Origin of the sequence: Limimaricola hongkongensis DSM 17492 (assembly GCF_000600975.2) — a bacterium.
In the GTDB taxonomy this organism is placed as follows: Bacteria; Pseudomonadota; Alphaproteobacteria; order Rhodobacterales; family Rhodobacteraceae; genus Limimaricola; species Limimaricola hongkongensis.
This window is the reverse complement of sequence record NZ_CM002676.1, coordinates 42,610-66,326: the sequence shown is the minus strand read 5'-3', so window position 1 is coordinate 66,326 and position 23,717 is coordinate 42,610. Positions and strand designations below refer to the sequence as shown.

21 protein-coding genes are annotated in these 23,717 nt (G+C 69.6%); 12 read left to right on the top strand and 9 right to left on the bottom strand.

The window, feature by feature from the left end; genetic code table 11:
• Positions 1 to 158: 158 nt before the first annotated feature.
• Together LOKHON_RS00685 and LOKHON_RS00680 are read right to left on the bottom strand one after the other, a co-directional pair.
• Complete coding sequence (locus tag LOKHON_RS00685; protein ID WP_017929780.1) at positions 159 to 1,787, bottom strand: isocitrate lyase; 1,629 nt, start codon at positions 1,785 to 1,787, stop codon at positions 159 to 161.
• Positions 1,788 to 1,849: 62 nt separating this feature from the next.
• Positions 1,850 to 3,373, bottom strand: a complete 1,524-nt coding sequence (locus LOKHON_RS00680) for an aldolase/citrate lyase/malate synthase family protein (RefSeq protein WP_017929779.1) — start codon at positions 3,371 to 3,373, stop codon at positions 1,850 to 1,852.
• 159 nt (positions 3,374 to 3,532) lie between these two features.
• Here LOKHON_RS00680 and LOKHON_RS00675 point away from each other — a divergent pair, with 159 nt between their 5' ends.
• From LOKHON_RS00675 to LOKHON_RS00650, 6 genes are all read left to right on the top strand, one after another.
• On the top strand, positions 3,533 to 4,966 hold the full coding sequence (locus tag LOKHON_RS00675; protein WP_017929778.1) for a helix-turn-helix domain-containing protein: 1,434 nt from the start codon (positions 3,533 to 3,535) through the stop codon (positions 4,964 to 4,966).
• 122 nt (positions 4,967 to 5,088) lie between these two features.
• Complete coding sequence (locus LOKHON_RS00670; protein ID WP_017929777.1) at positions 5,089 to 6,273, top strand: glycine C-acetyltransferase; 1,185 nt, start codon at positions 5,089 to 5,091, stop codon at positions 6,271 to 6,273.
• Positions 6,274 to 6,287: 14 nt separating this feature from the next.
• Positions 6,288 to 7,322 carry an L-threonine 3-dehydrogenase gene (gene tdh, locus LOKHON_RS00665; RefSeq protein ID WP_017929776.1) on the top strand — a complete coding sequence of 345 codons (1,035 nt, stop codon included), beginning with the start codon at positions 6,288 to 6,290 and terminating at the stop codon, positions 7,320 to 7,322.
• A gap of 161 nt (positions 7,323 to 7,483) precedes the next feature.
• A complete protein-coding gene (locus tag LOKHON_RS00660; RefSeq protein ID WP_017929775.1) occupies positions 7,484 to 7,702 on the top strand; it encodes a DUF1127 domain-containing protein in 219 nt (72 codons plus the stop codon).
• A 162-nt stretch (positions 7,703 to 7,864) separates the two neighbouring features.
• A complete protein-coding gene (locus tag LOKHON_RS00655; RefSeq protein WP_017929774.1) occupies positions 7,865 to 8,338 on the top strand; it encodes a hypothetical protein in 474 nt (157 codons plus the stop codon).
• Positions 8,339 to 8,478: 140 nt separating this feature from the next.
• A complete protein-coding gene (locus tag LOKHON_RS00650) occupies positions 8,479 to 8,790 on the top strand; it encodes a hypothetical protein (RefSeq protein ID WP_033315713.1) in 312 nt (103 codons plus the stop codon).
• 15 nt (positions 8,791 to 8,805) lie between these two features.
• Here LOKHON_RS00650 and LOKHON_RS00645 read toward each other — a convergent pair whose 3' ends face one another.
• Positions 8,806 to 9,480, bottom strand: a complete 675-nt coding sequence (locus LOKHON_RS00645; protein WP_017929772.1) for an SDR family oxidoreductase — start codon at positions 9,478 to 9,480, stop codon at positions 8,806 to 8,808.
• Between the two features lie 309 nt (positions 9,481 to 9,789).
• On the opposite strand from LOKHON_RS00645, the gene LOKHON_RS16020 reads away from it, so the two are divergent.
• Positions 9,790 to 10,395, top strand: coding sequence for an autoinducer binding domain-containing protein (locus LOKHON_RS16020; RefSeq protein WP_017929771.1), 606 nt, complete (start codon positions 9,790 to 9,792; stop codon positions 10,393 to 10,395).
• Between the two features lie 48 nt (positions 10,396 to 10,443).
• Here LOKHON_RS16020 and LOKHON_RS00635 read toward each other — a convergent pair whose 3' ends face one another.
• Both LOKHON_RS00635 and LOKHON_RS00630 read right to left on the bottom strand, forming a co-directional pair.
• Entirely contained in the window at positions 10,444 to 10,743 is a 300-nt protein-coding gene (locus LOKHON_RS00635; protein WP_017929770.1) for a hypothetical protein, read from the bottom strand.
• Positions 10,744 to 10,807: 64 nt separating this feature from the next.
• The gene (locus tag LOKHON_RS00630; RefSeq protein WP_017929769.1) at positions 10,808 to 11,830 is read right to left on the bottom strand and encodes a LysR substrate-binding domain-containing protein; all 1,023 of its coding nucleotides are present in this window, start codon (positions 11,828 to 11,830) and stop codon (positions 10,808 to 10,810) included.
• A gap of 123 nt (positions 11,831 to 11,953) precedes the next feature.
• Between LOKHON_RS00630 and araD the strand changes: the two genes are divergently transcribed.
• Both araD and LOKHON_RS00620 read left to right on the top strand, forming a co-directional pair.
• The gene (gene araD / locus LOKHON_RS00625; protein WP_017929768.1) at positions 11,954 to 13,696 is read left to right on the top strand and encodes an L-arabinonate dehydratase; all 1,743 of its coding nucleotides are present in this window, start codon (positions 11,954 to 11,956) and stop codon (positions 13,694 to 13,696) included.
• Entirely contained in the window at positions 13,696 to 14,610 is a 915-nt protein-coding gene (locus LOKHON_RS00620; protein WP_017929767.1) for a Gfo/Idh/MocA family protein, read from the top strand. The genes araD and LOKHON_RS00620 overlap by 1 nt, the downstream gene beginning before the upstream one ends.
• Positions 14,611 to 14,629: 19 nt before the next feature.
• On the opposite strand, the gene LOKHON_RS16015 is transcribed toward LOKHON_RS00620, so the two are convergent.
• Positions 14,630 to 15,070: a GNAT family N-acetyltransferase gene (locus LOKHON_RS16015; RefSeq protein ID WP_026147624.1), complete on the bottom strand. Its 441-nt coding sequence runs from the start codon at positions 15,068 to 15,070 to the stop codon at positions 14,630 to 14,632.
• A 552-nt stretch (positions 15,071 to 15,622) separates the two neighbouring features.
• On the opposite strand from LOKHON_RS16015, the gene LOKHON_RS00610 reads away from it, so the two are divergent.
• Positions 15,623 to 17,047 (top strand): oligosaccharide flippase family protein, encoded by a 1,425-nt coding sequence (locus tag LOKHON_RS00610; RefSeq protein WP_081610639.1) that lies wholly within the window; start codon positions 15,623 to 15,625, stop codon positions 17,045 to 17,047.
• A 63-nt stretch (positions 17,048 to 17,110) separates the two neighbouring features.
• Positions 17,111 to 18,301: a glycosyltransferase family protein gene (locus LOKHON_RS00605; protein ID WP_060490105.1), complete on the top strand. Its 1,191-nt coding sequence runs from the start codon at positions 17,111 to 17,113 to the stop codon at positions 18,299 to 18,301.
• On the opposite strand, the gene LOKHON_RS00600 is transcribed toward LOKHON_RS00605, so the two are convergent.
• The 3 genes from LOKHON_RS00600 to LOKHON_RS16010 form a co-directional block, all read right to left on the bottom strand.
• On the bottom strand, positions 18,288 to 19,502 hold the full coding sequence (locus tag LOKHON_RS00600; protein ID WP_211205691.1) for an NAD-dependent epimerase/dehydratase family protein: 1,215 nt from the start codon (positions 19,500 to 19,502) through the stop codon (positions 18,288 to 18,290). The genes LOKHON_RS00605 and LOKHON_RS00600 overlap by 14 nt on opposite strands.
• A 104-nt stretch (positions 19,503 to 19,606) precedes the next feature.
• On the bottom strand, positions 19,607 to 21,154 hold the full coding sequence (locus tag LOKHON_RS00595) for an FAD-dependent oxidoreductase (RefSeq protein ID WP_017929762.1): 1,548 nt from the start codon (positions 21,152 to 21,154) through the stop codon (positions 19,607 to 19,609).
• 4 nt (positions 21,155 to 21,158) lie between these two features.
• Complete coding sequence (locus tag LOKHON_RS16010; RefSeq protein WP_017929761.1) at positions 21,159 to 21,926, bottom strand: hypothetical protein; 768 nt, start codon at positions 21,924 to 21,926, stop codon at positions 21,159 to 21,161.
• 201 nt (positions 21,927 to 22,127) lie between these two features.
• Between LOKHON_RS16010 and LOKHON_RS16005 the strand changes: the two genes are divergently transcribed.
• Complete coding sequence (locus LOKHON_RS16005) at positions 22,128 to 23,453, top strand: O-antigen ligase family protein (protein ID WP_017929760.1); 1,326 nt, start codon at positions 22,128 to 22,130, stop codon at positions 23,451 to 23,453.
• Positions 23,454 to 23,717: the final 264 nt, after the last annotated feature.

Below are 23,717 nucleotides of genomic sequence, written 5' to 3'. Positions count from 1 at the left end.
CTGCGGCGGTGTGGCGGGGCTGTCGCCCCGGTGCGACCGAAAGGCGGCAGGGGCGGGGCAGGAACGATTCGGATCGCGCGCAGGACGACGCCGCCCCCCCCGAGCGGGGGAGCGGCGTCCGAGAGCATCGCCCGGTCAGGCCCGACCGGGCCGACACCTCATTCGGCGGCGAACTGGTTCATGGTGTTGGCGTGCCCCCCGGCCTTGAGCGCGCGTTCGCCGCCGACCATCTCCTTGAAGCTGTCGCCGAGATCCGAGCCGACCTCGTGCTGGTGCCTGACCGCCGAAATGCCGCGGCGGATCTCCTCGCGCTGCACGGTGGCGACATAGGCCAGCATCCGGTCTTCGCCGAAATAGCCGCGCGACAGCTCGTCCACCGATTTCGCGGTCAGGTGGAAGGTCGGCAGGGTGATCAGGTTGTGGAACACCCCCGCCTTGGTCGAGATGTCGTGCTGGAACCGCCTGAGCCGGGCATCGGCCTCGCGGCCCAGATCGGTCGCGTCGAATTCGGCCTTCATCAGCGCGGTGCCGTCGGGATAATCGGCCTCGGCGATCCGGCCTTCGGCGATCCAGTCCGCGCGGACCTGCTTGCGCAGGTTCAAAGTCCAGTTGAACGAGGGCGAGTTGTTGTAGACCAGCTTGGCGTGCGGGGCCGCGCGCCGGATCTCGTCGACCATGCTGGCGATCTCGGCGACGTTGGGCGTGTCGGTCTCGATCCAGATGAGATCCGCGCCGCCATCATTGAGAGAGGCCACGCAATCCTCGATCACGCGGGCCCGGCCCGTGTTTTCCTTGAAGCGCACCAGCCCGTTGGGCAGGCGGGCGGGCTGCTGCCAGCCGCCATCGCGCCACAGCGCGATCTCGCCCTCGGCGGGCTGGTCCGCGAAGCTCTCGGTTTCGACCCATTTGAGGTATTCGGCCGCGTGGTCGCCGGGGGCCCGGCTCACCGGGAGCTTCTGGGTCAGCCCGGCGCCGAGACTGTCGGTGCGCGCGACGATCACGCCGTCGGTGACGCCCAGCTCCTCGAAGGCCAGCCGGCAGGCGCGCAGCTTTTCGATGAAATCCTCGCGCGGGACGGTCACCTTGCCGTCCTGGTGGCCGCATTGCTTGGCGTCCGAGACCTGGTTCTCGATCTGCAGGCAGCAGGCCCCGGCGCGGATCAGCTCGCGCGCCAGAAGATAGGTCGCGTGCTCGTTGCCAAAGCCCGCGTCGATATCGGCGATGATCGGCACGACGTGGCTTTCGAAGCCGTCGATGGCGGCGATGGCCTCGCGCTCGGCCTGCGCGTCGCCCGCCTTGCGCGCGGCGCTCAGCGCGCGGAACAGGTCGTTCATCTCGACCTCGTCGGCCTGCCGCAGCGAGACGTAGATCTCCTCGATCAGGTCGGCCACGGCGGTCTTTTCATGCATCGACTGGTCAGGCAGGTGGCCCCAGCGGTTGCGCAGGCCCGCGACCATCCAGCCCGAAAGATAGACATAGGCGCCCTTGGTGGTGCCGCGCAGCCGCTTGACCGACCGGATCATCTGCTGGGCGTGAAAGCCCGACCAGCAGCCCAGACTTTGCGTGAAATGCTCGGGGTCGGCGTCATAGGCGGCCATGTCGGCGCGCATCACGCGCGCCATGTCGCGGGCGATGTCGAGATGGGTGTCGTAGCTGTTTTGCATCTGCAGTTGCACGATGTCGTCGAGCCCGACGCCGCCGGGGGCGGTGCCGTCCGGGAAACGGCTCTGGAGGGCGGCGCGGCGCGCGGCATAGCTCTGGCGGCGCGGCGGGGTGGTGTCGGTCATGTCCTGTGGTCCTTCGGGATGGGTGTGGGTGGGGCGGGGGGCATGGCGCCCCCCGGCGATGATCAGTCGAGCGTGTCGAGCAGCGGCGCCGCGAGGCGGACGACATGGTCCGGCTGCGGGCTGGCGCAGGCCGCTTCCTGCACGATCCGCGCCGCCGAGGCGTAGCGGCCGCGATGGAAGCTGTGCGGGCCCAGCCATTCGACCAGCGCCACGATTTCCTCGTGGATCAGCGCGGCCAGCCAGTCGGCGGTCATGCGGCGGCTGTCGCCCGCCTCCATCTCGACCGCCGCGCCATGGGCGAGCCACTGGCCAAGCCGCGCCCGGGCGAGATCGGCGGAGGCGAGCCCGTGCAGACCGTCCTCGATCCGCACCGGGCCGCGCCCGGCGATCCAGGCGGCGAGTGCGGCGATGGCGATATGGACGGTGCCGCGCAGCCCCGCTTCGGTGACCGGTCCGGCCTGCGGCTTGAGCAGCATCTCGGGGCTGATGCGGAAATACTGGCGCGGGCGGCCGATCTGGTGCGCGCCGGGCAGGGCGCGCTCCACCGCCGCGCGGGCCGGCGCGATCCGGTCGGGCGCATCGAGCCGCAGCCCGTCGCAACCCTCGTCGAGCGGGCCGCGCAGGAGCGCCGGATCGGTGCCTGCGGGGGCCTCGGCGATGGCATGGGTGCCGCGGCGATGCGCGACCTTGACCATGCGCGCGGCGCAGGTCCCCAGAAACGCCGCCTGCGGATCGAGCGTCGCGGGCAAGAGCGCCGCTTCATGCGCGCGCATCAGCCGCAGATACGACGCCGCCAGCGGGGCGGCGCGCGAGGTCAACCCGACCGCGCGGTCGCGCAGCTCCCACAGGATCTCGTCCATCTCGAAGCCGGCATTGACCGTCTCGATCGCCACTTCGGCGCGCAGCGTGTTCGGCGCCAGTTCGGCCCGCGTTTCGCAGATCGCGAGGATCTCGGACCACAGCCGCGCCTCGCGGTGGCTGTCGATGCCGCCGATCTGCAGCCACGGCCCCATGCCGCGCGCCGACAGCGGCGCGGCGAGATGGGTGACGATCAGCGCCAGATCGAACAGCCCCGCGGACACCGGGTGCCCGCCGATGAGCAGCGCCGGCTCGTCGCGCTCCAGCGGGCGCGGGCGGATCAGCATCGGCAGCGGGTCGTCGGCGGTCGCCGTCAGCGCGGCGATCCCGGCGACGAGATTGGCGAAACCCGGCGCCGTCGCCTCGTCGAGATCGACGATCATCGCCGAGGCGCCCGCACCGCGCGCCGTGGCCAGCGCGCCCGCCTCGGCCCCGGTGACGAGACAGAGCCTGCGGTCGCGCAGCGCCTCGGGCGCCGGGGCGCAGCTCCAGATCCCCTTGCGGGTGGCGGTGGTCTCTTCGAGATAGTCGGGCAGGCGGCCGGCATCGGCGCGCTCCTGCCGGCGGGCGCGGGCGACGTCGAGCGCCTGCATCCGGGGCGCGAAACGGGTCTGCAATTCGGCGGCCAGCGCCAGCGCCTCTTCGGTGAGGACGGCAGAGGCGCCGGGCACGTCGCGCAGCAGAACCGGCTTGGGCGCGGCGGGGGCGGGGACGAGATCGAGGGGCATCTGCGAAACCTTCCTGTTGGGGACGCCGCGACGGAACGGCGTCTTGCTGTCTGTAAGGTTAGTAGGGTCATGACGCAGTTGCAGCATAATTAAGTTGCGAGCGGGTAATCTTGTAAGTTATGTAACCAATAATGATGAAACATTGTTAGGTATGTCGTGGTGGAACACCGGGAAAAGCTGCTGATCGGCCCGCGATTGAAAACCTTGCGCGTCTCGCTCGGGCTGACGCAGGCCGACATGGCGGCGCGGCTCGGCGTCTCGGCCAGCTACGTGACGCTGATGGAGGGCAACCAGCGCCCGGCCTCGGCCAAGCTCCTGATGCGGCTGGCCGAAGCCTTTGACATCAATGTCAGCGAGCTGGCCCCGGAAACCGACGCGCAGCTCGCCGCCGATCTCGCGGCGGCGCTCAAGGATCCGGCGCTCGAGGCGCGCGTCGGCCGGGTCGAGATCGAACAGGCGCTGTCGGCGGCGCCGAACGTCGCGGCGGCGCTGGTGCGGCTGCATGACCGCTACCGCCAGATGATCCTGAGCCGCCAGTCCGAGACCAACCCGCTCGCCGATCGCGACAAGGTCGAGGTGCTCGAGGAGGGCAGCCGCGCGGTGCAGGCGGTGCGCGCCTGGCTGTTCGAGCGGCGCAACCATGTCGACGCGCTCGACCGCGCCGCCGAGGCCATGGCCGACGAGATGTCTCTGCACCGCAGCGAGCCGCATATCGCGCTGACCGAGCGGCTGCGCGGGCACGGCATCCGGGTGCGCATCCTGCCGCCCGACGTGATGGCCGGGCGGCTCCGGCAGCATGTCGCGCATCGCGGCGAGCTGCGCCTGTCCGAGCTTCTGAGCCAGCCGAGCCGCCGGTTCCAGATGGCGGTGCTGCTGGCGCGGATGGAATTCGGACAGGAGATCGCCGACGAGATCGCGGGGTCGGGGCTGACGGACCCCTCGGCGCTGGCGCTGGCGCGGGTCAGCCTTGCCAACTACTTCGCCGCCGCGCTGCTGATGCCCTATGCGCGGTTCCTCGCCGCCTGCGAGGCGGCGCGCTACGACGTGGAGCTTCTGAGCCACCGTTTCGGCACCAGCTACGAACAGGTCGCGCACCGGCTGACCACGCTGCAGCGCGACGGCGCGCGCGGCGTGCCCTTCTTCTTCGTGCGGGTCGATCAGGCGGGCAACATCTCCAAGCGGTTCAGCGCCGGTCGGTTTCCGTTCTCCTCCTTTGGCGGCACCTGCCCGCTGTGGAACATCCACGCCGCCTTCGAGGCGCCCGACCGGGTGCACACGCAGGCGATCGCCATGCCCGACGGGGCGCGGTATTTCTCGATCGCGCGCACCGTGACGCGGCATGGCGGCACGCTGGGCCAGCCCGCGACGCGGCTGGCGATCGGGCTGGGCTGCGACGTCGCCTACGCGCCGCGGCTGGCCCATGCCGAGGGGCTCGATCTCGACCGGATCACGCCGACCGGCATCGGCATCAACTGCTACCTGTGCGAACGCCCCAACTGCGCCAGCCGCGCCCATGCCCCGGTCAACCGCCGTCTGGAGATCGACGAGAGCGAGCGCGGGCTGGCGATCTACCGCTTCGAGGGCGAAGGCTGAGCCTTTGCAGGCTTGGCTTTCGCGCCGATCCGCCCGCCCAGGCCCTGCCGTGGCGGCAGAGCTTGCAAGCGGCGCGCGCGGGCATAGACTCTGGCATCTACAGCGCCCGGAAAGGACCCTTCATGACCCGCTTCCTGCACGACATCGAAACCCGGCTCGGGGAGATCCGCGAGGAAGGGCTTTGGAAGACCGAGCGCGAGATCACCTCGCCGCAGGGCGGGCGGGTCGATCTCGCCGGGCGCGAGGTCATCAACCTGTGCGCCAACAATTATCTCGGCCTCGCCGACCACCCCGACCTGATCCACGCCGCCAAGGAATCGCTCGACCGGCACGGCTATGGCATGGCCTCGGTGCGATTCATCTGCGGCACGCAGGATTTGCACCGCAAGCTGGAGAAACGCCTGGCCGAGTATCTCGGCCATGACGACACCATCCTCTTCGCCGCCTGCTTCGACGCCAACGGCGCGCTGTTCGAACCGCTCCTCGGCCCCGAGGACGCGGTGATCTCCGACGCGCTCAACCACGCCTCGATCATCGACGGCATCCGCCTGTGCAAGGCCAAGCGCTACCGCTTTGCCAATTCCGACATGGCCGACCTTGAAGCCAAGCTGAAGGAGGCGCGCGAGGCCGGTGCGCGCCACGTGATGATCGCCACCGATGGCGTCTTCTCGATGGACGGCTATCTCGCCAAGCTCGACGAGATCCGCGCGCTCGCGGACAAGTACGAGGCGCTGATGATGGTCGACGACTGCCACGCCACCGGCTTCATGGGGCCCAAGGGGGCGGGCACGCCCGCGCATTTCGGCGTCAAGGCCGACCTGCTGACCGGCACGCTGGGCAAGGCGCTTGGCGGCGCCATCGGCGGCTATATCGCGGGGCCGCAGCCCGTCATCGACCTGCTGCGCCAGCGCGCGCGGCCTTATCTCTTTTCCAACGCGCTGCCGCCGATGGTCTGCGCCGCCGGGCTCGAGGCGCTGCACCTCGTCGAGCAGAGCGACGATCTGCGCGCGCGGCTCTTCGAGAACGCCGAATACTGGCGCAAGGGCCTGACCGATCTCGGCTTCGAGATCCTGCCGGGCGAGCATCCGATCATTCCCGTGATGCTGCACGACGCCAAGCTGGCGCAGAAGATGGCCGCGAGGCTCGACGAGCTGGGCGTCTATGTCTCGGCCTTCTTCTTTCCCGTGGTCCCCAAGGGCAAGGCCCGCATCCGCACCCAGATGAACGCCGCGCTCACGCGCGCGGATCTCGACGCGGCGCTTTCGGCCTTCGGGCAGGCGGGCCGCGAGCTGGGCGTGATCTCGTGAGCCGCCCCAACGGCATGACCGCGCTGGTCAAGGCCAAGCCGGAAGAGGGGCTGTGGCAGCAGACCGTCCCGGTGCCCGAGATCGGCCCCGACGACGTGCTGATCCGGGTCAACAAGACCGGGATCTGCGGCACCGACGTCCACATCTGGAACTGGGACGACTGGGCGCAGGGCACCGTGCCGGTGCCGCTGGTGACGGGGCATGAATTCGCGGGCGAGATCGTCGAGTTGGGGTCCAACGTCACCGATCTCGCCATCGGCCAGCGCTGCTCGGGCGAAGGGCACCTGATCGGCAAGCAGTCGCGCCAGAGCCGCTCGGGCAAGTTCCACCTCGACCCCGAGACGCGCGGCATCGGCGTCAACGAACAGGGCGCCTTTGCCGAGTACCTGCGGCTTCCGGCCTTCAACGTGGTGCCGCTGCCCGATGCCATCGACGACGAGATCGGCGCGATCCTCGATCCGCTCGGCAATGCCGTGCACACCGCGCTGTCCTTCGATCTGGTGGGCGAGGACGTGCTGATCACCGGCGCGGGCCCGATCGGCATCATGGCCGCCGCCGTCGCCCGCCATGTCGGCGCGCGCCATGTCGTCATCACCGACATCAACCCCGACCGGCTCGCGCTCGCAGCACAGGTGGCCGACGTGGTGCCGGTCAACGTGGCGCAGGAGGATCTGGCCGAGGTGGTGCCGCGTCTGGGCATGAAGCAGGGCTTCGACATCGGGCTGGAGATGTCGGGCAACCAGCGCGCGCTCGACCAGATGGTCGAGCGGCTGGTGATGGGCGGGCGGATCGCCATGCTCGGCATCCCGCCGGGCAAATCGCCGGTCGACTGGAGCCGCATCGTGTTCAAGGCGATCACCATCAAGGGCGTCTATGGCCGCGAGATCTTCGAGACCTGGTACAAGATGATCGCGATGCTGGAGAACGGGCTCGACGTGCGGGGTGTCATCACCCACCGGATGCCGGTGGCCGATTACGTCGCGGGTTTCGAGGCGATGCGCGGCGGATCGTCGGGCAAGGTGGTGCTCGACTGGACCGCCGCGCGCTGAGACCGCGCCCATGCACGGGATGCATGGCGGGTCTACGGCGGGCAGGGGTTTTCATTCGCCGTTACCGCTACCAATTTGGGGTCAACGACGCGGCGATACGCGCCACGCCGATCAGGCCCGCGACAAGGGCCGCATAACGGACCCGAACCAAGGATACTGACATGGCCACCGCCACCATCGACCAGCGCACCACCTTCAACACCGAAACCTTCGGCCTGACCGCGATCACCGCGCGCTTCAAGGCCGCGATCGAGCGCAACCGGGTGTACCGCCAGACCCAGCGCGAGCTGGGCCAGCTGAGCGACCGCGATCTTGCCGATCTCGGCATCGCCCGCGGCATGATCAACACCATCGCCCGCGACGCGGCCCGCGCCGCCTGATCGCGCATGGACCTGCCCCGTCACCGACGGGGCGCCGAAACGGCGGTCGTCCCGGCACGGGACGGCCGCCGTTTTGCGTTTGCGCCCGTTTCGGGGCCGGTTCGTGTTAAGCTGGGGCCAGGCGGTCCGCCTGCCGTGGTCCGCCCAGCAGGAGGTGTAACGATGAAGATGTTTGTCATGAGCGCGGCGCTTGTCGGTGCCGTCGGGGTGGGGACGGCACAGGCCGAGACCATCAGCGTCGAGGGCGTCGGCAAGGGCACGCCCAACAGCATGCAGATGCCGGTGGGCGAAGGCATGATGGTCGTGCACAACCAGGTCGAATATGACGGCTTCGAGACCACCGATCCCGATAGCCCCTTCGCCAGCCTGTCCGGCCCGTGCTTCGGCGCCGCGCTGGTCGATGTCGGCGCGATGCAGGGCAGTGGCTATTGCCACTATTCCGACGCCGATGGCGACATGGCGGTGATGGAATGGACGGTCACGGGGATGGGCGAGGAGGGCCGGATCACCGGCGACTGGATGGTGCGGGGCGGCACCGGCAAATGGGCCGAAGCCGAAGGCGGCGGCACGTTCGACGCCGGCGGCGAGGGCGGCGACTACACCAACATGGTGACCGGCGAAGTCACGATGCCCTGACGGATACTGGGCGGTTCCGCATCTGTTGATCGGACTTGTTTTGGACCTTGCGGCTGCCCGCTCCATATTTGGTATGAGGGGGCGTTTGTCTCCACAGCATCTCCTCCTCGATCCGCAGTTGTGGAACCATGGAGGATCTGATGTTCAAACGGCTGGTGACCACGGCGCTGTTGTTCGGCATGGCGGCGACCGCGCCCCCGGCGGCGGCGATGGGCTGCGCCCCGCGCGATCACATCGTCGAGAGGCTCAAGGATCGCTACTCCGAGGCGCTGACCGCCGCCGGTCTCGAAACCACGGTCGAGACGCGGCAGCGGATGCTCGAAATCTGGTCCAACCCGGAAAACGGCAGCTATACCGTGCTGCTCACCGACCCGGCGGGGATCAGCTGCATTGTCGGCTACGGCTCCGAATTCCATACCGTCGCGGCCCCGCCCGATGGGGAGCTGGGCTGAAACCGGGGCACCGGATCAGCCGGTCGGCATGATGAACATCTCGCGCAGGTCGGCGGTCTCGGACTGGTCGAGCGCGAAGACCACCGCGCGGGCGATGTCCTCGGGCCGGATCTTGCCGGGCTTGGGCTCGGAGAAGAACGGCGTGTCGACCATGCCCGGCGCGATCACCGTGCAACGCCCGCCCCAGTCGCGCATCTCCTCGCTCATGTTGCCGGCATAGCCGTGCACGAACCACTTGGTCGCGCCGTAGATCGAACCCGCGATGTGCCGCTTGCCCGCCGCCGACCCGGTCAGCACGAGATGCCCCTTGCGCTTTTTCAGCTCGGGCAGCGCGGCGCGCGCGGTGTAGAGCAGCGCCATGATGTTCAGATCCACCATCTTGCGCCATTCCTCGGGATCGCCCTCCACCGTGCCGGGCGTGTCGAGCCCGGTCCCGGCATTGGCAAAGGCCGCGTCGAGCCCGCCCCATCTCTCGACCAGCTTGGCCACGGCGCGCTCCTGCGCGGCCAGGTCGGTGGCGTCGCCCGGCAGCGCCAGCGCCCGGTCCCCGAGTTCCTTGACCAGCGCGTCCAGCTTGTCCTCGCTGCGGGCCATCAGCCCGACATGCCAGCCCGCCGCGACGGCGGCGCGCGCGGTGGCGGCGCCGATGCCCGACGAGGCCCCGGTGATGAAAAGGATGCGATGTCCCATGTACGTCTCCTGTCCTGCGTTCCTGCACGGGGAGGTGTGGCGGCACCGTCGCGCGGCAAGCCCCGGCCATGGCGGGAGGGCTTCGCATCTGCGCACAGGGCGACGCCTCCGGCCAGCGCGCCGCCGGGTCGGGCCTTGGGCCGGTGCGGGCGGCTCATCTTGCGTCAAAAAATATGCGGCATTCTTTATACACGCTTGACGTGCAAAGCTGTCGTCGCTTCAATGCCATTAAATTGCCCGCTATCTCGGGCCTGTTGCGTACGCAACACCGAATCTTCGCCACCAGGGACGTCTTTGCCGCCGATGCCTATGCACAGCTACGCTCCGCATGATTTCTCCGAACTCGCGCGGCTTGCCCCTGCCGGATTCTCGGCGGTGCTGCGGGTGCGACGGGGGCGCGCCGCGCATATCGAGAACTGCTATGCGCAAAGCTGGCGCGACACCTATGCGCGCAAATCCTATTTCCTGCGCGACCCGGCGATCGGCTGGGCGCTGAGCCATGACGGGGTGGCGTGCTGGGACAGCCTCGCGGCGCGCGATCCCAACGGCGTCATCGCCGACGCGCAGGCGCACGGGCTCTGCCACGGCATCACCGCGGCGACCGGAGACGCCGAGACCCGGTCGTTTTGCGGTCTGGCCCGCGCCGACCGGCCCTTTACCGCGGCGGAGCGCGATCTCGCGCTTGCGATCATCGCAAGATTGCACGCGGGCGCGCCCGGCGCCATCGAACTGACCGCCGCGCAGCGCGAGGCGCTGCGGCTGATGGCCTCGGGGGAGCGGCATGCGCGCGCGGCGGGGATCATCGGCATCAGCGCCAGCGCGCTCAAGGCGCGGCTGAAATCGGCGCGGGCCGCGCTCGGGGCCCGCACCACCGCCGAAGCGGTGCATGCCGCGCAGATGCGCGGCATGATCTGAAGCGCCGCCCGGCCCGCATCGCGCGGGGCCCGGACGCCGCGGGCCGTCTCAGCGGTGCAGCGCCGCGCTGGTCAGCAGCGAAAGCGGGTTGGCCCGCTGCGCCACGGGGGCGGCGGGGCGCGGCGTGAACGGTGCCTCGAATCGGGCAACGCGGCGGATTTCGCGGATCTCGCGGCTGGAGACGCCCAGATGCGCGAGATCCTCGTCGCTCAGCAGCGCCAGGTCGCAGATCGACTGGCGATGGGCGAACCACCGGCCCGCCGCGGCGCGCAGGCGCGCGACGAAGCCGGCGCTGGCAACGGTGGGGGCGGGGGTGGAGGAGACGATGGCGGACACGGGGGCGGACACGGGCGCGATCCTTTGCAAAAGAAGGGGTTGGGAATGGCGCACATAGTCCCGCCCGGCGTCCTTGTCACGGGGCTTGCCCTGCAGTTTGGACAGGGCCGTCATGCGGGCCCGGCATGCCGTCCGGGCCCGGCGGCGCGGGGCTGTCCGGCGCGGTGCGCACGAGCTGTTCGGCCAGCCGCCGCGCCGCCATCGGCAGCACCGCGCCCGCGCGGGTGAGCAACCCGTAAGGCGCGACCGAAATGCCCAGATCCTCGGGCAGGACCGCGCAGGCCGCGCCCGAAAACCGCATCGCCACCGCCCGCGCCATCGGCGCCACCGCGTCGCTGCGCTGGACCAGCGCCAGCGTCAGCAGAAAGGACGAGGTGGTGACGCTCACATGCGGCGCCGGCAGGCCGAGCCGGGCCAGCCGGTCCTGCACCGTGTCGTGCAACAGCGTGCCGGGCGCGGGCAGCACCCAGTCCTGGTCCAGGATCTCGCGCGGGGGCGGGCCCGACTGCGCCAGAAGCCGGTGCCCGGCCCGCACCACCAGCGCCACGGGCTCGGGGCTCAGCGGCACGAAATCGAACGGCTCCCTTGGCCGCGCGGCGGGCAGCCGCGCCAGCGCGAGATCGAGCTGCCCGTCGAGCAGGGCCTCGCTCAGCTCTTCGGAATTGGCGATCTCGACCCGGATGCGCAGCTTGGGCATCGATCGCCGCGCCGCCTGCAGCACCGGCAGCACCCGGTCCATCGCCGGGCCGGTGACGGCGCCGATGCGCACCTCGCCCGACAGGCCCGAGGCGATCTCGGACAATTCCCGCCCGGCATCGTTCAGCTCGCCCAGGATCCGCCCGGCACGCCGCGCCAGCGCGCCGCCCTCGGGCGTGAGCCGGATCCCGCGCCCGTCGGGCCGCCGCAGCGCGCAGCCCGCGATCCGCTCGGCTTCGGACAACAGCCGCGACGCGGCGGGCTGCGCGATGCCGAGCGCCGCGGCCGCGGCGCCGAGCGGCTTGCCCTGTTCGAGCTGCGCCAAAAGCTGCAGATGCATGATCTTGAGCCCGCGCCGCAGCAGCCGGTCGGCTGGATCATCCCGGTTTTGATATGGATTCATGTCGATCCAGTATTTGAATGATATCGGACAGTTTGGCAATCTGGGCCAAAGACCGGGCCGCGGTCGGGCGCTGTCGCCGGGACCGGGCTGCGGCGCATCTGTTCTGCCCCGAAAGGCCCCATCATGAGCTTCACCCCCGCCCCCTGGCCCCGCAAGCTGCGTTCGCAGGAATGGTTCGGCGGCACGTCGAAGGACGCGATCTATCACCGCAGCTGGATGAAGAACCAGGGCCTGCCCGCCGACCTGTTCGATGGCCGCCCGGTGATCGGCATCTGCAACACCTGGTCGGAGCTGACGCCGTGCAACGCGCATCTGCGCGACCTCGCCGAGCGGGTGAAGTTCGGCATCTACGAGGCGGGCGGCCTGCCGGTGGAATTCCCGGTCTTCTCGCCGTCGGAATCGACCCTGCGCCCGACGGCGATGATGTACCGCAACCTGTGCGCCATGGATGTCGAGGAGGCGATCCGCGGCAAATGCATGGACGGCGTCGTGCTGCTGGCGGGCTGCGACAAGACCACGCCGGCGCTGTTGATGGGGGCGGCGAGCGTCGATCTGCCCGCGATCCTGGTGTCGGGCGGGCCGATGCTCAACGGCCATTTCCGGGGCGAGAAGGTCGGCTCGGGCACGCATCTGTGGCGGTTCTCCGAGGCGGTGAAGGCGGGCGAGATGACGGCCGAGGAATTCGTCGAGGCCGAGGCCTCGATGTCGCGCTCGCCGGGCTCGTGCAACACGATGGGCACGGCGTCGACCATGGCGAGCATGGCCGAGGCGCTCGGCATGGCGCTGTCGGGCAACGCCGCGATCCCGGCGGTGGACAGCCGCCGCCGCGTGATGGCGCATCTGACGGGGCGGCGCATCGTCGACATGGTCAAGGACGACCTGAAACCCTCCGACATCATGACCAAGCCCGCCTTCGAGAACGCGATCCGCACCAACGCGGCGATCGGCGGTTCGACCAACGCGGTGATCCATCTTCTGGCGATGGCCGGGCGGGCCGGGGTCGATCTCACGCTCGAGGACTGGGATCGCTGCGGCCGCGACGTGCCGACCATCGTGAACCTGCTGCCCTCGGGCCAGCACCTGATGGAGGAGTTCTTCTTTGCCGGCGGCCTGCCTGTGGTCATCCGGCGGCTCGGCGAGGCGGGGCTGTTGCACAAGGGCGCGCTGACCGTGTCGGGCGGCGCGATCTGGGACGAGGTCAAAGACGTGCGCAACTGGAACGAGGACGTGATCCTGCCGGTGGAGAAGGCGCTCGCCAAATCGGGCGGCATCGCGGTGCTCAAGGGCAACCTCGCGCCGCTGGGCGCTGTGCTCAAACCCTCGGCCGCGACGCCCGCGCTGATGCAGCACCGGGGCCGGGCGGTCGTGTTCGAGGATATCGACGACTACAAGGCGCGGATCGACGACGAGGATCTCGACATCGACGAGACCTGCGTGATGGTGCTCAAGAATTGCGGCCCGCGCGGCTATCCGGGCATGGCCGAGGTCGGCAACATGGGCCTGCCGCCGAAGATCCTGCGCCGCGGCATCACCGACATGGTGCGGATTTCCGACGCGCGCATGTCGGGCACGGCCTACGGCACGGTGGTGCTGCACACCTCGCCCGAGGCGGCGCGCGGCGGGCCGCTGGCGGTGGTGCGCACGGGCGACATGATCGAGCTGGACGTGCCGAACCGGCGGCTGCATCTCGACATCACCGACGAGGAGCTGGCCACGCGGATCGCCGCCTGGACGCCGCGGACCGAGGCCCCCGCCTCGGGCTATGCCAGCCTCTACCACGACCGGGTAATGGGGCCGGAAACCGGGGCCGATTTCGATTTCCTCGTCGGCTGCCGCGGCAGCGCGGTCGGCCGGGAAAGCCACTGATGCCCCGCAAGATCGCGCTTGTCGGCATCGGCAAGATCGCCCGCGACAGCCACGTGCCGGCCCTGCAGGCGAGCCCCGACTGGGATCTCGTCGCCACGGTGAGCCGGTCGGGCAAGGTCGAGGGCGTCGAGGCGCATGATGATTTCGACGCCTTTCTCGCCGCGCGGCCCGACATCGGCGCGATCTCGCTCTGCCTGCCGCCGCAGCCGCGCTTCGATTATGCGCAAAAGGCGCTGTCGGCGGGGCGGCACGTGATGCTGGAAAAGCCCCCCGGCCAGACTCTGGCCGAGGTGCACGCGCTCGCCGCTCTGGCGGCGACACGCGGCGTCACGCTCTATGCCAGCTGGCACAGCCGCATGGCGGCGGGGGTCGCGGCGGCCAAGGCGTGGCTGGCGGGCCGCGCGGTGCGCGGCGGGCGCATCATTTGGAAGGAAGACGTGCGCAAATGGCATCCCGGACAGGACTGGGTGTTCGAGCCGGGCGGCATGGGGGTGATGGACCCCGGCATCAACGCGCTGTCGATCCTGACCGAAATCCTGCCCGAGCCGGTGCACCTGACCGCCGCCACGCTGGAATTTCCCGAAAACCGGCACACGCCGATCGCCGCCACGCTCGATTTCACCGGCAATCTCCGGGCCGAATTCGACTGGCGGCAGGAGGGGCCGCAGAGATGGGACATCGAGATCGACACGCCGCAGGCCCGGATCGCCCTGCGCGACGGCGGCGCCCGGCTTGAAATCGACGGCGCGGCGCAGGCCTTGGACGAAGGGCCGGGCGAGTACCCTGCGCTTTACGCGCGCATGGCCGATCTGGTGGCGCGCGGCGACAGCGAGGTCGATCTCGCGCCGATGGTGCATGTGGCCGATGCGATGACGCTTGGGCGGCGGATCGCCGTGGCGCCCTTCGCGTTCTGAAGCGGCGGCGGGACAGGGCCTATTGCGGCAGGGGTTTTTCGAGGAACACCCGGTTGCCCGACCGCCCGGTTTCGCGCCAGCCGAGGCGGTCGTAGAAGCGGTGCGTGCCCTCCATCGCCGCGTGGGTGGTCAGGGTGATGGTCTGCGCGCCCCAGGCGCTGGCTTCTTCCTCGACCAGCGCCAGCAGCGCCCGGCCGATCCCGCGTCCGGCGGCATCGGGATCGACGGCGATGTTCGACAGCCGGGCGCGGCCCGGCCCGATGACGAGCACCGCGCCGCCCAGTATCCCGGCCCCGCTTTCGGCAAGCCAGACATAGTGGTTGGCGATGTCATCGCCGATGCCACGGGTGACCGGCGGCAGGTCGGGCAGGTCCGCATATTGCGCATAGCCGCGCGCAAAGCAGGCGGTGAGCGCGGCTGTGTCCTCGGGCACGGCCCGGCGTATCGTCCAGTCTGTCATGCCATGCAGGCTCGCAGGGGCCGCGCCGACAGGCAAGACCCCCGCTGCCGGAAAGCGGAGCGGGAAGGGCAAAGTTTGCTGGCGGGATGTCGCGCCGGGTGAAGCCGCTTTGACACGAGGCGAGGCCCGCGATCCGCTATTTGTCAAGAAACCCAAGGAAAATGCAGTTCGGCGGGGCGCGTGCCGCGTTATGGGCATTCGTATTGCATAATAAGCGTTATGTATCTTGATGGCGCGACCAATGACCCGTGGCCGGTTGAAACGCGATGCGGATCGGACCTCCGGGCCGCATTTGCCGAAAGCACGCCTTGAGCTGCGCGCGGGAGAGCCGCCTTCGCGGCCTGGCAAAGACAGCTCGGCGCCGGACCGCGGCCCGCCCGCGTCGCTCCGGCGATGGCAAAGCTTCTTGTGGATTCGCATGAGTCGCAGGGCTAGGGTGAAACCATGGCCCGCTTCGGACCAGGTTGTCAGTCTAGTACCGGTCGAATGGCCGGGCCGGAGATGAACCCGTAATGTCGTTCTCGGTTTTCTTGTTCCAAAGCGTTTCGCCAGATGCCGGCTTTCGCAGGTAGCGTCGTTTCCCTGTCAGGGGCCCGGGTCTTTGCGGTGGCGCTGCAACTGGCGACCCTGCCGGTCGTGGCGCGCTATGTCCCGCCCGCCGAATTCGGTCTCGTCGCGCTGTCGATGGTCTTCGTCGGGCTGGCGATGGCGCTGAGCGATGCCGGTCTCGGCAAGTCGCTGCTGCGCGATGGCGGGCGCGACGATCTGGTCTGGTCCAGCGCCTTCTGGATGCTGTGCGGCTTCGGTCTCGTGCTCGGGCTGTGCGTGCTCGCCGCCGCGCCCTTCGTCGCCTTGCTCTACGATGCCCCCCGGCTGGCCCGTTTCCTGTCGGTCCTGGCGCTGGTGCCCGTGCTGCAAAGCATCTCGGCGGTCTTCGTGGCCGAGCTCGAATCCCGCCACGCCTTCCTGCCGCTGGCGCTTGCCCTCGTGCTGTCGAGCGTGCTCAGCGCCGGGGTGGCGATCGGGCTGGCCATGAACGGCGCCGGCGCATGGGCGCTGATCGCCCAGCAGGTCACGCTCTTTGCCGTGCAGGCCGTCTGGTACGTGCTCGGCTCCACCTTCCGTCCGCGCGTGACCTTCTCGCGCCATGCGCTCGGCGCGCATCTGAAGTTCGGCTCCGACACGCTGGGCTGGGCGATGCTGCAATTCGTGATCCGGGAATCGCTGCGGCTGGTGATCGGCTTCGTCGGCACCATGGCCCAGCTCGGGGCCTTTGCCATGGCGATGCGTTTCTTGCGGGTGCCCTCGACCGTCATCAGCGACCCGGTGTCGCGCGTGGTCTATGTCCGCATGGCGGCGCAGCACGCGACGCCCGGCGCGGTCCGCGACCTGTTCCTGCAGGCCAGCGGTCTTCTGGCGGTGATCGTCATTCCGCCGATCGCCCTGCTCGCGGCGGCGAGCGAACCGGTCTTCGTGCTGCTTCTTTCGGAGCAATGGAGCGATGTCGGGCTGCTGTTCACCCTGCTGGCGCCGGGCTTTGCGCTGCAGATCGCGCTTTCCCCGAACGGCACCGCCTTCATGGCGCAGGGCCGCACCGACCTGCGATTGCGCGTCACCACCGAGATGGCGGTGCTGTGGCTCTTGATGCTGCCGCTGGCCGCGTCGTTCGGGGCGGTCGCGCTGGTGGCGGCGCGTTCGGTCTGGTTCATCGTCTTTCTGCCGCGCATGGCCGTCTTCATGCGCCGCGCCTTCGATGTCGGGCTGGCCGACATCATGGCGCTGCTGTGCTGGCCGGTGCTCCTCTCCATGGCGGGATTTGCGCTGCAACGCGGCCTGTCGCGCAGCCTCGGGCTCGGGGAATGGGGCCAGCTGGGGCTGGCGCCGGTGCTGCTGTTGCTGGTGTGGGCGGCGATCCTGCTGATCTCGCGGGGGCGGCTGCGCGACAGCTATGCCGCGCTCAGAGCCGGAATGGCCTGAGAGATGGATGGCCGGGCGCGCCCGCTGGCCGGAACGGCACCGCCCGAAGGCGAAAGGACGATCATGAAGTCGCGGATCGACAGCAGCTTTGAGACGACGGCGGCGGCGCCCGCGTCACCGCTCCGGATCGCGGTGCTGGGGGGCGATGCGACCAACCCCACCCTGATCCTGCGCATCCGGTCCTTCATGCGTGGTGGCGCGGCGGTCGATGCCTTCACCTTCCGCCGCCGGAAATACAATGTCGACTACCAGCCGGACTGGCCCAACACCCATCTCGGCGAGACGGTCGACCGCAATTACCTGCGCCGCCTGTCGCGGCTTGCCCGGGCCGCCGTCCGGCTGTCGCGGCATCGCGCGCGGTTTCGCCGGGTCGACGCGATCTATGCCCGGCAGATCGACCTGCTCGTCCTGGCGCTCTTTGCCAAATGGGTGTCGGGCAGCCGCGCGAAGATCGTCTACGAGGTGGAGGACATCCAGGCGGTGTATTTCCGCGACGATGTCGTGGGCGCGCTGTTTCGCGCGATCGAGCGATGGGTGCTGCGCCGCATCGACCTTCTGGTGCCGCTTTCGCCCGGTTTCCTGCGCGGGTTCTACGAGCCGGTGCTGGCCTATGGCGGCCCGAGCTTCGTGCTCGAGAACAAGATCCAGCCGGGCGAGCGGCGCGGGCTTGCCACGCCGGCGGGCCGGGTCTGGGAGGAGATCACCGACCGCTGGGTCATCGGCTGGTTCGGCACCCTGCGCTGTCCCAAGAGCATGGCGCTGCTCGAACGCATTGCCGAACGGCTCGGGCCGAAGGTGGAGATCTATACCCGCGGCTACCCGACCGAAACCGGGCTCGACGCCTATATGCGGATCGTCGATCGCCATCCCAACTGGGTGCATGACGGCGAATACAGCATCCCCGACGATCTCGAGACGATGTATGGCCGGGTGCATTTCTCATGGTGTCTCGACATGCTCGACGAGCATGGCAATTCGCAATTGCTGCGCGCCTGCCGGGTGTATCAGGGGGGCTATTACGGCGCCGTGCCTCTGGTGATGGCGGGCACGGAGATGGACCGCTGGCTCGGCGAGGCCGGTGTCGGCCACGCCTTCGCGCCGCCCTATGCCGACGCGATCGCCGATTTTCTCGAAGAGATGGACCCCGCGCGCTACCGCGCCGAGCGGCAGGACATCATGGCGCGGCGCGACGCGCTGTTTCTCGAGGACGGGCGCGAGACGCGCGCGCTTCTGGACGCCATCAGGGCGCTGTGACGGCTCTGGCCGCGGGGCCGGTGGTCTCGGCGGGCGGGGCCAGCAGGGCCTGCACATCCTCGATCTCCGGGCCGAGCGCGGTCTCGAACAGGCGCGGCGTGAAGCCGATGCCGCGCAGGGTCGAGGTGTCGACGTCGAGCTCGTTGCCCTCGGGCTCGCGGCGCGGGTTGTCGACATGGCTGATCGGCACGCCGGTCTGCGCCGAGACGAGCGCCGCGATATGGTCGACGCTGCAGGTTTCGGCGACCTGGTTGATGACCCGCACGCGGTCGCCCCGGTTCGGCGGCGTCCGCGTGGCATAGGCAATGCAGCGTAGCATGTCCTCGATATGGATGAAGCCGCGCCTTTGCGTGCCGCTTCCATAGACCGACAATGGCTGCCCCGTGATCCCCTGTATCATGAAGCGATTGACCACCGTGCCATAGAGCCTGTCATGGTCGAAACGGTTGACCAGCCGCGGGTCGATCCGGGTCTCGGCGGTCTGGGTGCCCCAGACCACGCCCTGGTGCAGGTCGGTTACCCTGAGCCCGTGAAACCGCGCGTGAAAGGCAAAGAGCTGCTGATCGAGCGCCTTGGTCATGTGGTAGATCGAATCCGGCTCGCCGGGGAACAGCACCTCCTTGCGCACCTCGCGCCCGTCGGGGCCGGTGGCGGTCACCGGCAGGTAGCCTTCGGGAAGCCGCAGCCCGGCGCTGCAATAGCCATAGACGCCGAGCGAGCCCAGATGCACCAGATGCGGGTCGATGCCGCTCTCGGCGATGGCGCTCAGGATGTTGTGCGTGGCCCTGAGATTGTTGTCGACCGTGTAGCGCCCGGCCTCGGAGGACATCATCGAATAGGGCGCGGAGCGCTGTTCGGCGAAATGGACGATGATGTCGGGACGGCAATCGGACAAAAGCGCGCGCAGCGCGGCATAGTTTTCCGCGAGGTCGATGTCGTGGCTCCGGATGCGCCGCCCGGTCCGGTCGTGCCACGCGCCGAGCCGCTCCGGCAGGCTGCGGATCCGGGTCAGCGAGGCGGTGCCGAGGCGCTTGTCGATCTCGCGCCGGGAGCCGTTGTCGAGCAGCGTCACCCGCGCGCCCAGCCGCGAAAAACGCAGCGCCATGGGCCATCCGCAAAAGCCGTCGCCCCCCAGCACGAGCACGGATGCCCCGGCAAGGCCGCCGCCAGTCCCGAAATCGGTGATTTCACTCGTTTCCAAGGGATTATTTCCCCCAAACCAACAATCTAGATTGCAGCATGGCCGGGCGTTTCGGGCAAGTGCTCTTGCGCCCCGATGCGCCCGACACAAGCGAAATTGATTGTTTACACCCGCCGCGCGCCAGCCGTTTCGACAGGTGGCAGGATCCGGTTCGGCAGGCCCAGCGGCGCGGCGATACGTTCGGCCCGCCGCCAGAGCGCGTCCCCCCCCGCCCCCCGCAGCGCCCCGGTTTCGCCCAGCAGGCAGCGCCGCCACAGCACGTCGTCGAGCGACATCGCCATTTCCTCGCGCATCGCGGCCCTTATCCGCGCCGCCAGCGCGCCGGGATCGGCCGGATCGACCGGGTCGCAGGGCGTCACCGGCAGCGGCGTGGCAAAGCTGCGCCACGCGCCCTCGCGCGCAGGAATGCCCACGGGACCGGCCCGGTCGGCCCCGAGCTGGGACTGCGCCAGCCCGAGCATCCGCTCGGCCACCAGCCGCGCGGTGGTGTATTTGACGCCGACGCAGCTGATCAGCCCGGCGGTGCCGTCGGCATGGCGATGGTCGATCAGCGTGCCGCGGGTCTGGCGCTGCACGGCGCTGCGCGCATCGTCGGCATCGGCGGGGATCAGGCCGCGATGGACATGCAGCACGTCACCGGGACCGAGCGCGAGCTCCGGGCAGACGGCGTCGATCGCCGCGAGGAACGCGGCGCTGTCGGCCCGGTCATCGCCAGGGGCGTCGCCGGGGGCGTCGTCGCGATGCGGGGCCTCGTGGGTGCCGATCATCATCCGCCCCTGCCACGGCACCAGGAAATACATCCGCCCGCCGCGGTCGAGCACGGCATCCGCCTGCGCCCGGCTGATCACGCCGAGCGCGCGCGCCCCGGCGGGCCGGTCGAGCACGAGGTTCATCGCCCGCGCGAAACGCGGAAAGCGCGCGCGCGCCGCGTCGCCCAGAAGCGCCCCGGCCAGCGCCCCGGTCGCGGGCCCGGCGCAGCACAGCGTGACGCGGGCGCGGATCTCGGCCTGCCCGCCATCGATCCGGTCGCGCAGCCGCGCCCCGACAACCCGCCCCCGCGCGCCGATCAGCGTCTCGGCCTCGACGTAATTGGCGATGTCTGCGCCCGATGCGGTCGCGGCCCGCAGGGTGGCGAGCAGCAGCCTGTTGGTGTCGCTCACCTGCCCGTCGCACCAGAGCCCCGCCCCGGTCAGCCCGCCGGGCGCGAGATCCCCCAGAAGCGCGGCGGCCCGGCGGCGCCCGACCACCCGCGCGCCCGGCCAGCCGCGCCCCTTCGTCCCGGCGGAGCCCAGCCCGTACAGCGCCGCGACGGCGGCGAAGGCGCCGGGCCCGCGCAGGCCGTGGCCGACCAGCGGGATCGCGAATTCGAGCGGCCGGACCAGATCGGGTGCCGCGCGCAGCCAGAAGGTCCGCTCGCGCGCCGAGGCGCGCAGCCGCGCGAAATCGAGATGCTGCACGTAGCGGATGCCGCCATGGATGGTCTTGAGCGAATTATGCGATGTGCCGCCGCCGAAATCGTCGCGCTCGACAAGGGCGGTGCGCAGCCCGCGCAGCGCCGCCTCGCGCGCGGCCATGGCGCCGTAGATGCCGCCACCGATGACCAGCACGTCGTAGCGGGCGGCGGCGAGATCGGGCAACGAGGCGCGCCACATCGGATCAGCCGGCCCGCAGCATGACTTGGCGATGCGCGAAGGCCACCGGGCCGCAGCGCCGCCCGAACACGGGCGGCTGGACGGTCAGCCGCAGCAGCCAGTCGCGCAGCGCGGCCGCGGGCCGGGCGCGCGGGAGCGGTTGGTCGCAGACGACGCCATAGCGGCCCGCATCCTGCGCCGCCGCCGCGATCGGCAAAGGATCGGTGCCGGGCAAGACCGGCGGGCCACCGCGAAAGCAGCCCGGTTTCGGCCAGCCGAAGGGCCGCCCGGCATTGTCCCCGAGCAGCACGCCGGGCCGGGCCGCCGCGTCGAGCAGTGCGCGCAGCACCCGGCCGCGTTCGCCGATCCATTTGCCCGCGCCCCATGGCAGCACCGCCGGCAGGCCCATGCCGCCCAGCCGTGCCAGGATCTCTGCCGCCGGCTGCCCGCCCAGACCTTCGGGCCGGCCGCCGACCGCGAGGATTTCGAGCCCCTCGGCGCTCACGAATTGCCGGCCCGAGACGAGAAGCAGCTCGCGCCCCTCCGGGCCTTGCAGCCAAAGCGCCTCGGGGTCCTGCGACGGCGCCTGCGCGCGCCATCCCCGCGGCAGGCCCCGCCCGGCGGCAAAGGCGTCGAACACGTCCGCGCCCGGTATCTCGGTGAGGATCAGGCCACCCGGCGCGGGCGGGTGGCCGCGCGCGGCGCCGGCCCTTGCGAGGTTGTCGGCCGCGCTTTGCAGAAAAACCGCCCGGTCGAAACCGGGGTGAATATGGACATGGGCGTCGATGAGCATGAAACGGCAACCACCTGCACTCGGAAACCGCCAACCCGTCCCTTGCCTTGGCCGGGAGAGGGTCGGCCCGGTCAGGATAGTCGCAATCCTCGACAAATAAAGCGCGCAGGCGGCGGAAACGATCGGTTTCGCACCGCGGTCGCTCGACCGGTGAGATGGGGTCCTGTAGACAGGGGAAAGGTGCCGGTTGCGAGTGTGGTGATGTCCAGATCGATCGAAGGCCTGTTTTCCCATGGCGACCCGGACGACCGGCGCCTGGTGTTGCGGGTCGACCGGATCGAGTTCGTGCTGTTCACGCTCTGGGTCGGCGTCACCTTCGTCCAGTTCGACAATGACGAGCTGCTGCTCTATCCGCTCGCGCTCTATTACGCGGTGATGGCTTGGCAGAAACGCGACCGGACGGTGCCGCTCGCGTTGCGCGCCTGGCCGATCATGCTGTTCCCGCTGTGGTGCTATCTCACCGTCTTCTGGGCCATCATGCCGATCGAGGCGGCCAAGGGGGCGACCTATCTGCTGCTGACCAACGTGATCTGCGTCTACATCGCCGCGACGCTCGATGCCCGGCGCATTCTGTACGCGGTGTTCCTGGCCACCGGTGCGATCGGGTTGTTGAACCTCGTGCTCGGGATCGCGACCGGCAACATGCTGACGGCGGTGTTCGTCCACAAGAACATCCTCGGCAGCAACATGGTCGTGCTCTGGCTGGTGTCGCTTGCGGTGCTGCTCGACACCGGGTCGGGATGGCGGCTACGGCTCGCGGGGGCGGGGCTGGCGCCGATCGCGCTGTATCTCGTGGCGCACAGCAATTCGGCCACCGCGATGCTGCTTGCGATCGCGCTCGGGGCGATCTGCATCAGCGGCGCGCTGATCCTGCGCGGCGGCCTGCTGCGGGCCAGCCGGATCGCGCTGCTCTGCGCGACCATCGCGACCGCGAGCGGCATCGCCAGCCAGGTCGTGCCGGTCTATCAGGGCGACCTCGCGGGCGAGGTGCTGTCGAAATTCGGCAAGGACAAGACCCTGACCGGGCGCACCCTGCTTTGGCATTACGCCGAGGAGCAGATCGAGGAACAACCGATGCTCGGCGTCGGGATGGGCGGGTTCTGGCGCTACCAGGCCTCGCCACTGGTGCGCCGCATCTACGAGGAGTTCCACAAGGGCCCCTATGCGCAGTTCCAGTTCCACAACAGCTATTACGAGATCGCGGTGCATCAGGGGCTGGTCGGGGTCGGCTTTCTGCTGGCGGGCATCGCCTGGGTCACGGTCTGGATCTGGCGAAGGGCGCTGGTCTCGGCCGCGATGCCGCAGGTCTTCTTTTTGTGCATATGGGCGGCGACGCTGGTCCGGGGCCTGACCGAAAGCGACTTCATGCGCCCCTTCGTGCTGTTGCAGATGCTGTTCTGGATCGGCGCCCTGACGGCCATCGCCGCCCGGATGCGCAGCCAGACGCCCCGCCCCCCGGTGTCCCGTCCGCTGCGGCTCGCGGATCGGGGGCGGCCGATCCGGCCCGTCGACCGGTTGCCTTCCTGAAATTCACGGCCGCGCACGCGGCGAATGACCCTTGGCGGTCATCTTTCGGTCACGTCCGTCTGGCAAAAGGCCAGCGCGGGTTCGAAGAGAATCGATTTTCCGGCCCGCGACGCGCCTTCGCTACCGGGGGGCGAAGACATTCGGCGGCTTCATGCAGGGATTGTGCGTGGTGTCGTCGTCCAAGCACGACATTGGTCAGAAGGACCGGTGAACGCCGCGTAAACGAGCGGAAATCTGGTTTTTCACCCTGTCTGATCGGCCTGA

What these genes read in the sequence shown, in the direction of transcription:
- LOKHON_RS00645 (WP_017929772.1), bottom strand. Translation starts at nt 9,480, where the DNA reads ATGGGACATCGCATCCTTTTCATCACCGGGGCCTCGTCGGGCATCGGC.
- tdh (WP_017929776.1), top strand. Translation starts at nt 6,288, where the DNA reads ATGACCGCGCTGGTCAAGGCCAAGCCGGAAGAGGGGCTGTGGCAGCAG.
- LOKHON_RS00605 (WP_060490105.1), top strand. Translation starts at nt 17,111, where the DNA reads ATGAAGTCGCGGATCGACAGCAGCTTTGAGACGACGGCGGCGGCGCCC.
- LOKHON_RS16020 (WP_017929771.1), top strand. Translation starts at nt 9,790, where the DNA reads ATGCACAGCTACGCTCCGCATGATTTCTCCGAACTCGCGCGGCTTGCC.
- LOKHON_RS16005 (WP_017929760.1), top strand. Translation starts at nt 22,128, where the DNA reads ATGTCCAGATCGATCGAAGGCCTGTTTTCCCATGGCGACCCGGACGAC.
- araD (WP_017929768.1), top strand. Translation starts at nt 11,954, where the DNA reads ATGAGCTTCACCCCCGCCCCCTGGCCCCGCAAGCTGCGTTCGCAGGAA.
- LOKHON_RS00650 (WP_033315713.1), top strand. Translation starts at nt 8,479, where the DNA reads ATGTTCAAACGGCTGGTGACCACGGCGCTGTTGTTCGGCATGGCGGCG.
- LOKHON_RS00680 (WP_017929779.1), bottom strand. Translation starts at nt 3,373, where the DNA reads ATGCCCCTCGATCTCGTCCCCGCCCCCGCCGCGCCCAAGCCGGTTCTG.
- LOKHON_RS00630 (WP_017929769.1), bottom strand. Translation starts at nt 11,830, where the DNA reads ATGAATCCATATCAAAACCGGGATGATCCAGCCGACCGGCTGCTGCGG.
- LOKHON_RS00660 (WP_017929775.1), top strand. Translation starts at nt 7,484, where the DNA reads ATGGCCACCGCCACCATCGACCAGCGCACCACCTTCAACACCGAAACC.
- LOKHON_RS00595 (WP_017929762.1), bottom strand. Translation starts at nt 21,154, where the DNA reads ATGTGGCGCGCCTCGTTGCCCGATCTCGCCGCCGCCCGCTACGACGTG.
- LOKHON_RS00670 (WP_017929777.1), top strand. Translation starts at nt 5,089, where the DNA reads ATGACCCGCTTCCTGCACGACATCGAAACCCGGCTCGGGGAGATCCGC.
- LOKHON_RS00685 (WP_017929780.1), bottom strand. Translation starts at nt 1,787, where the DNA reads ATGACCGACACCACCCCGCCGCGCCGCCAGAGCTATGCCGCGCGCCGC.
- LOKHON_RS00610 (WP_081610639.1), top strand. Translation starts at nt 15,623, where the DNA reads ATGCCGGCTTTCGCAGGTAGCGTCGTTTCCCTGTCAGGGGCCCGGGTC.
- LOKHON_RS16010 (WP_017929761.1), bottom strand. Translation starts at nt 21,926, where the DNA reads ATGCTCATCGACGCCCATGTCCATATTCACCCCGGTTTCGACCGGGCG.
- LOKHON_RS00620 (WP_017929767.1), top strand. Translation starts at nt 13,696, where the DNA reads ATGCCCCGCAAGATCGCGCTTGTCGGCATCGGCAAGATCGCCCGCGAC.
- LOKHON_RS00655 (WP_017929774.1), top strand. Translation starts at nt 7,865, where the DNA reads ATGAAGATGTTTGTCATGAGCGCGGCGCTTGTCGGTGCCGTCGGGGTG.
- LOKHON_RS16015 (WP_026147624.1), bottom strand. Translation starts at nt 15,070, where the DNA reads ATGACAGACTGGACGATACGCCGGGCCGTGCCCGAGGACACAGCCGCG.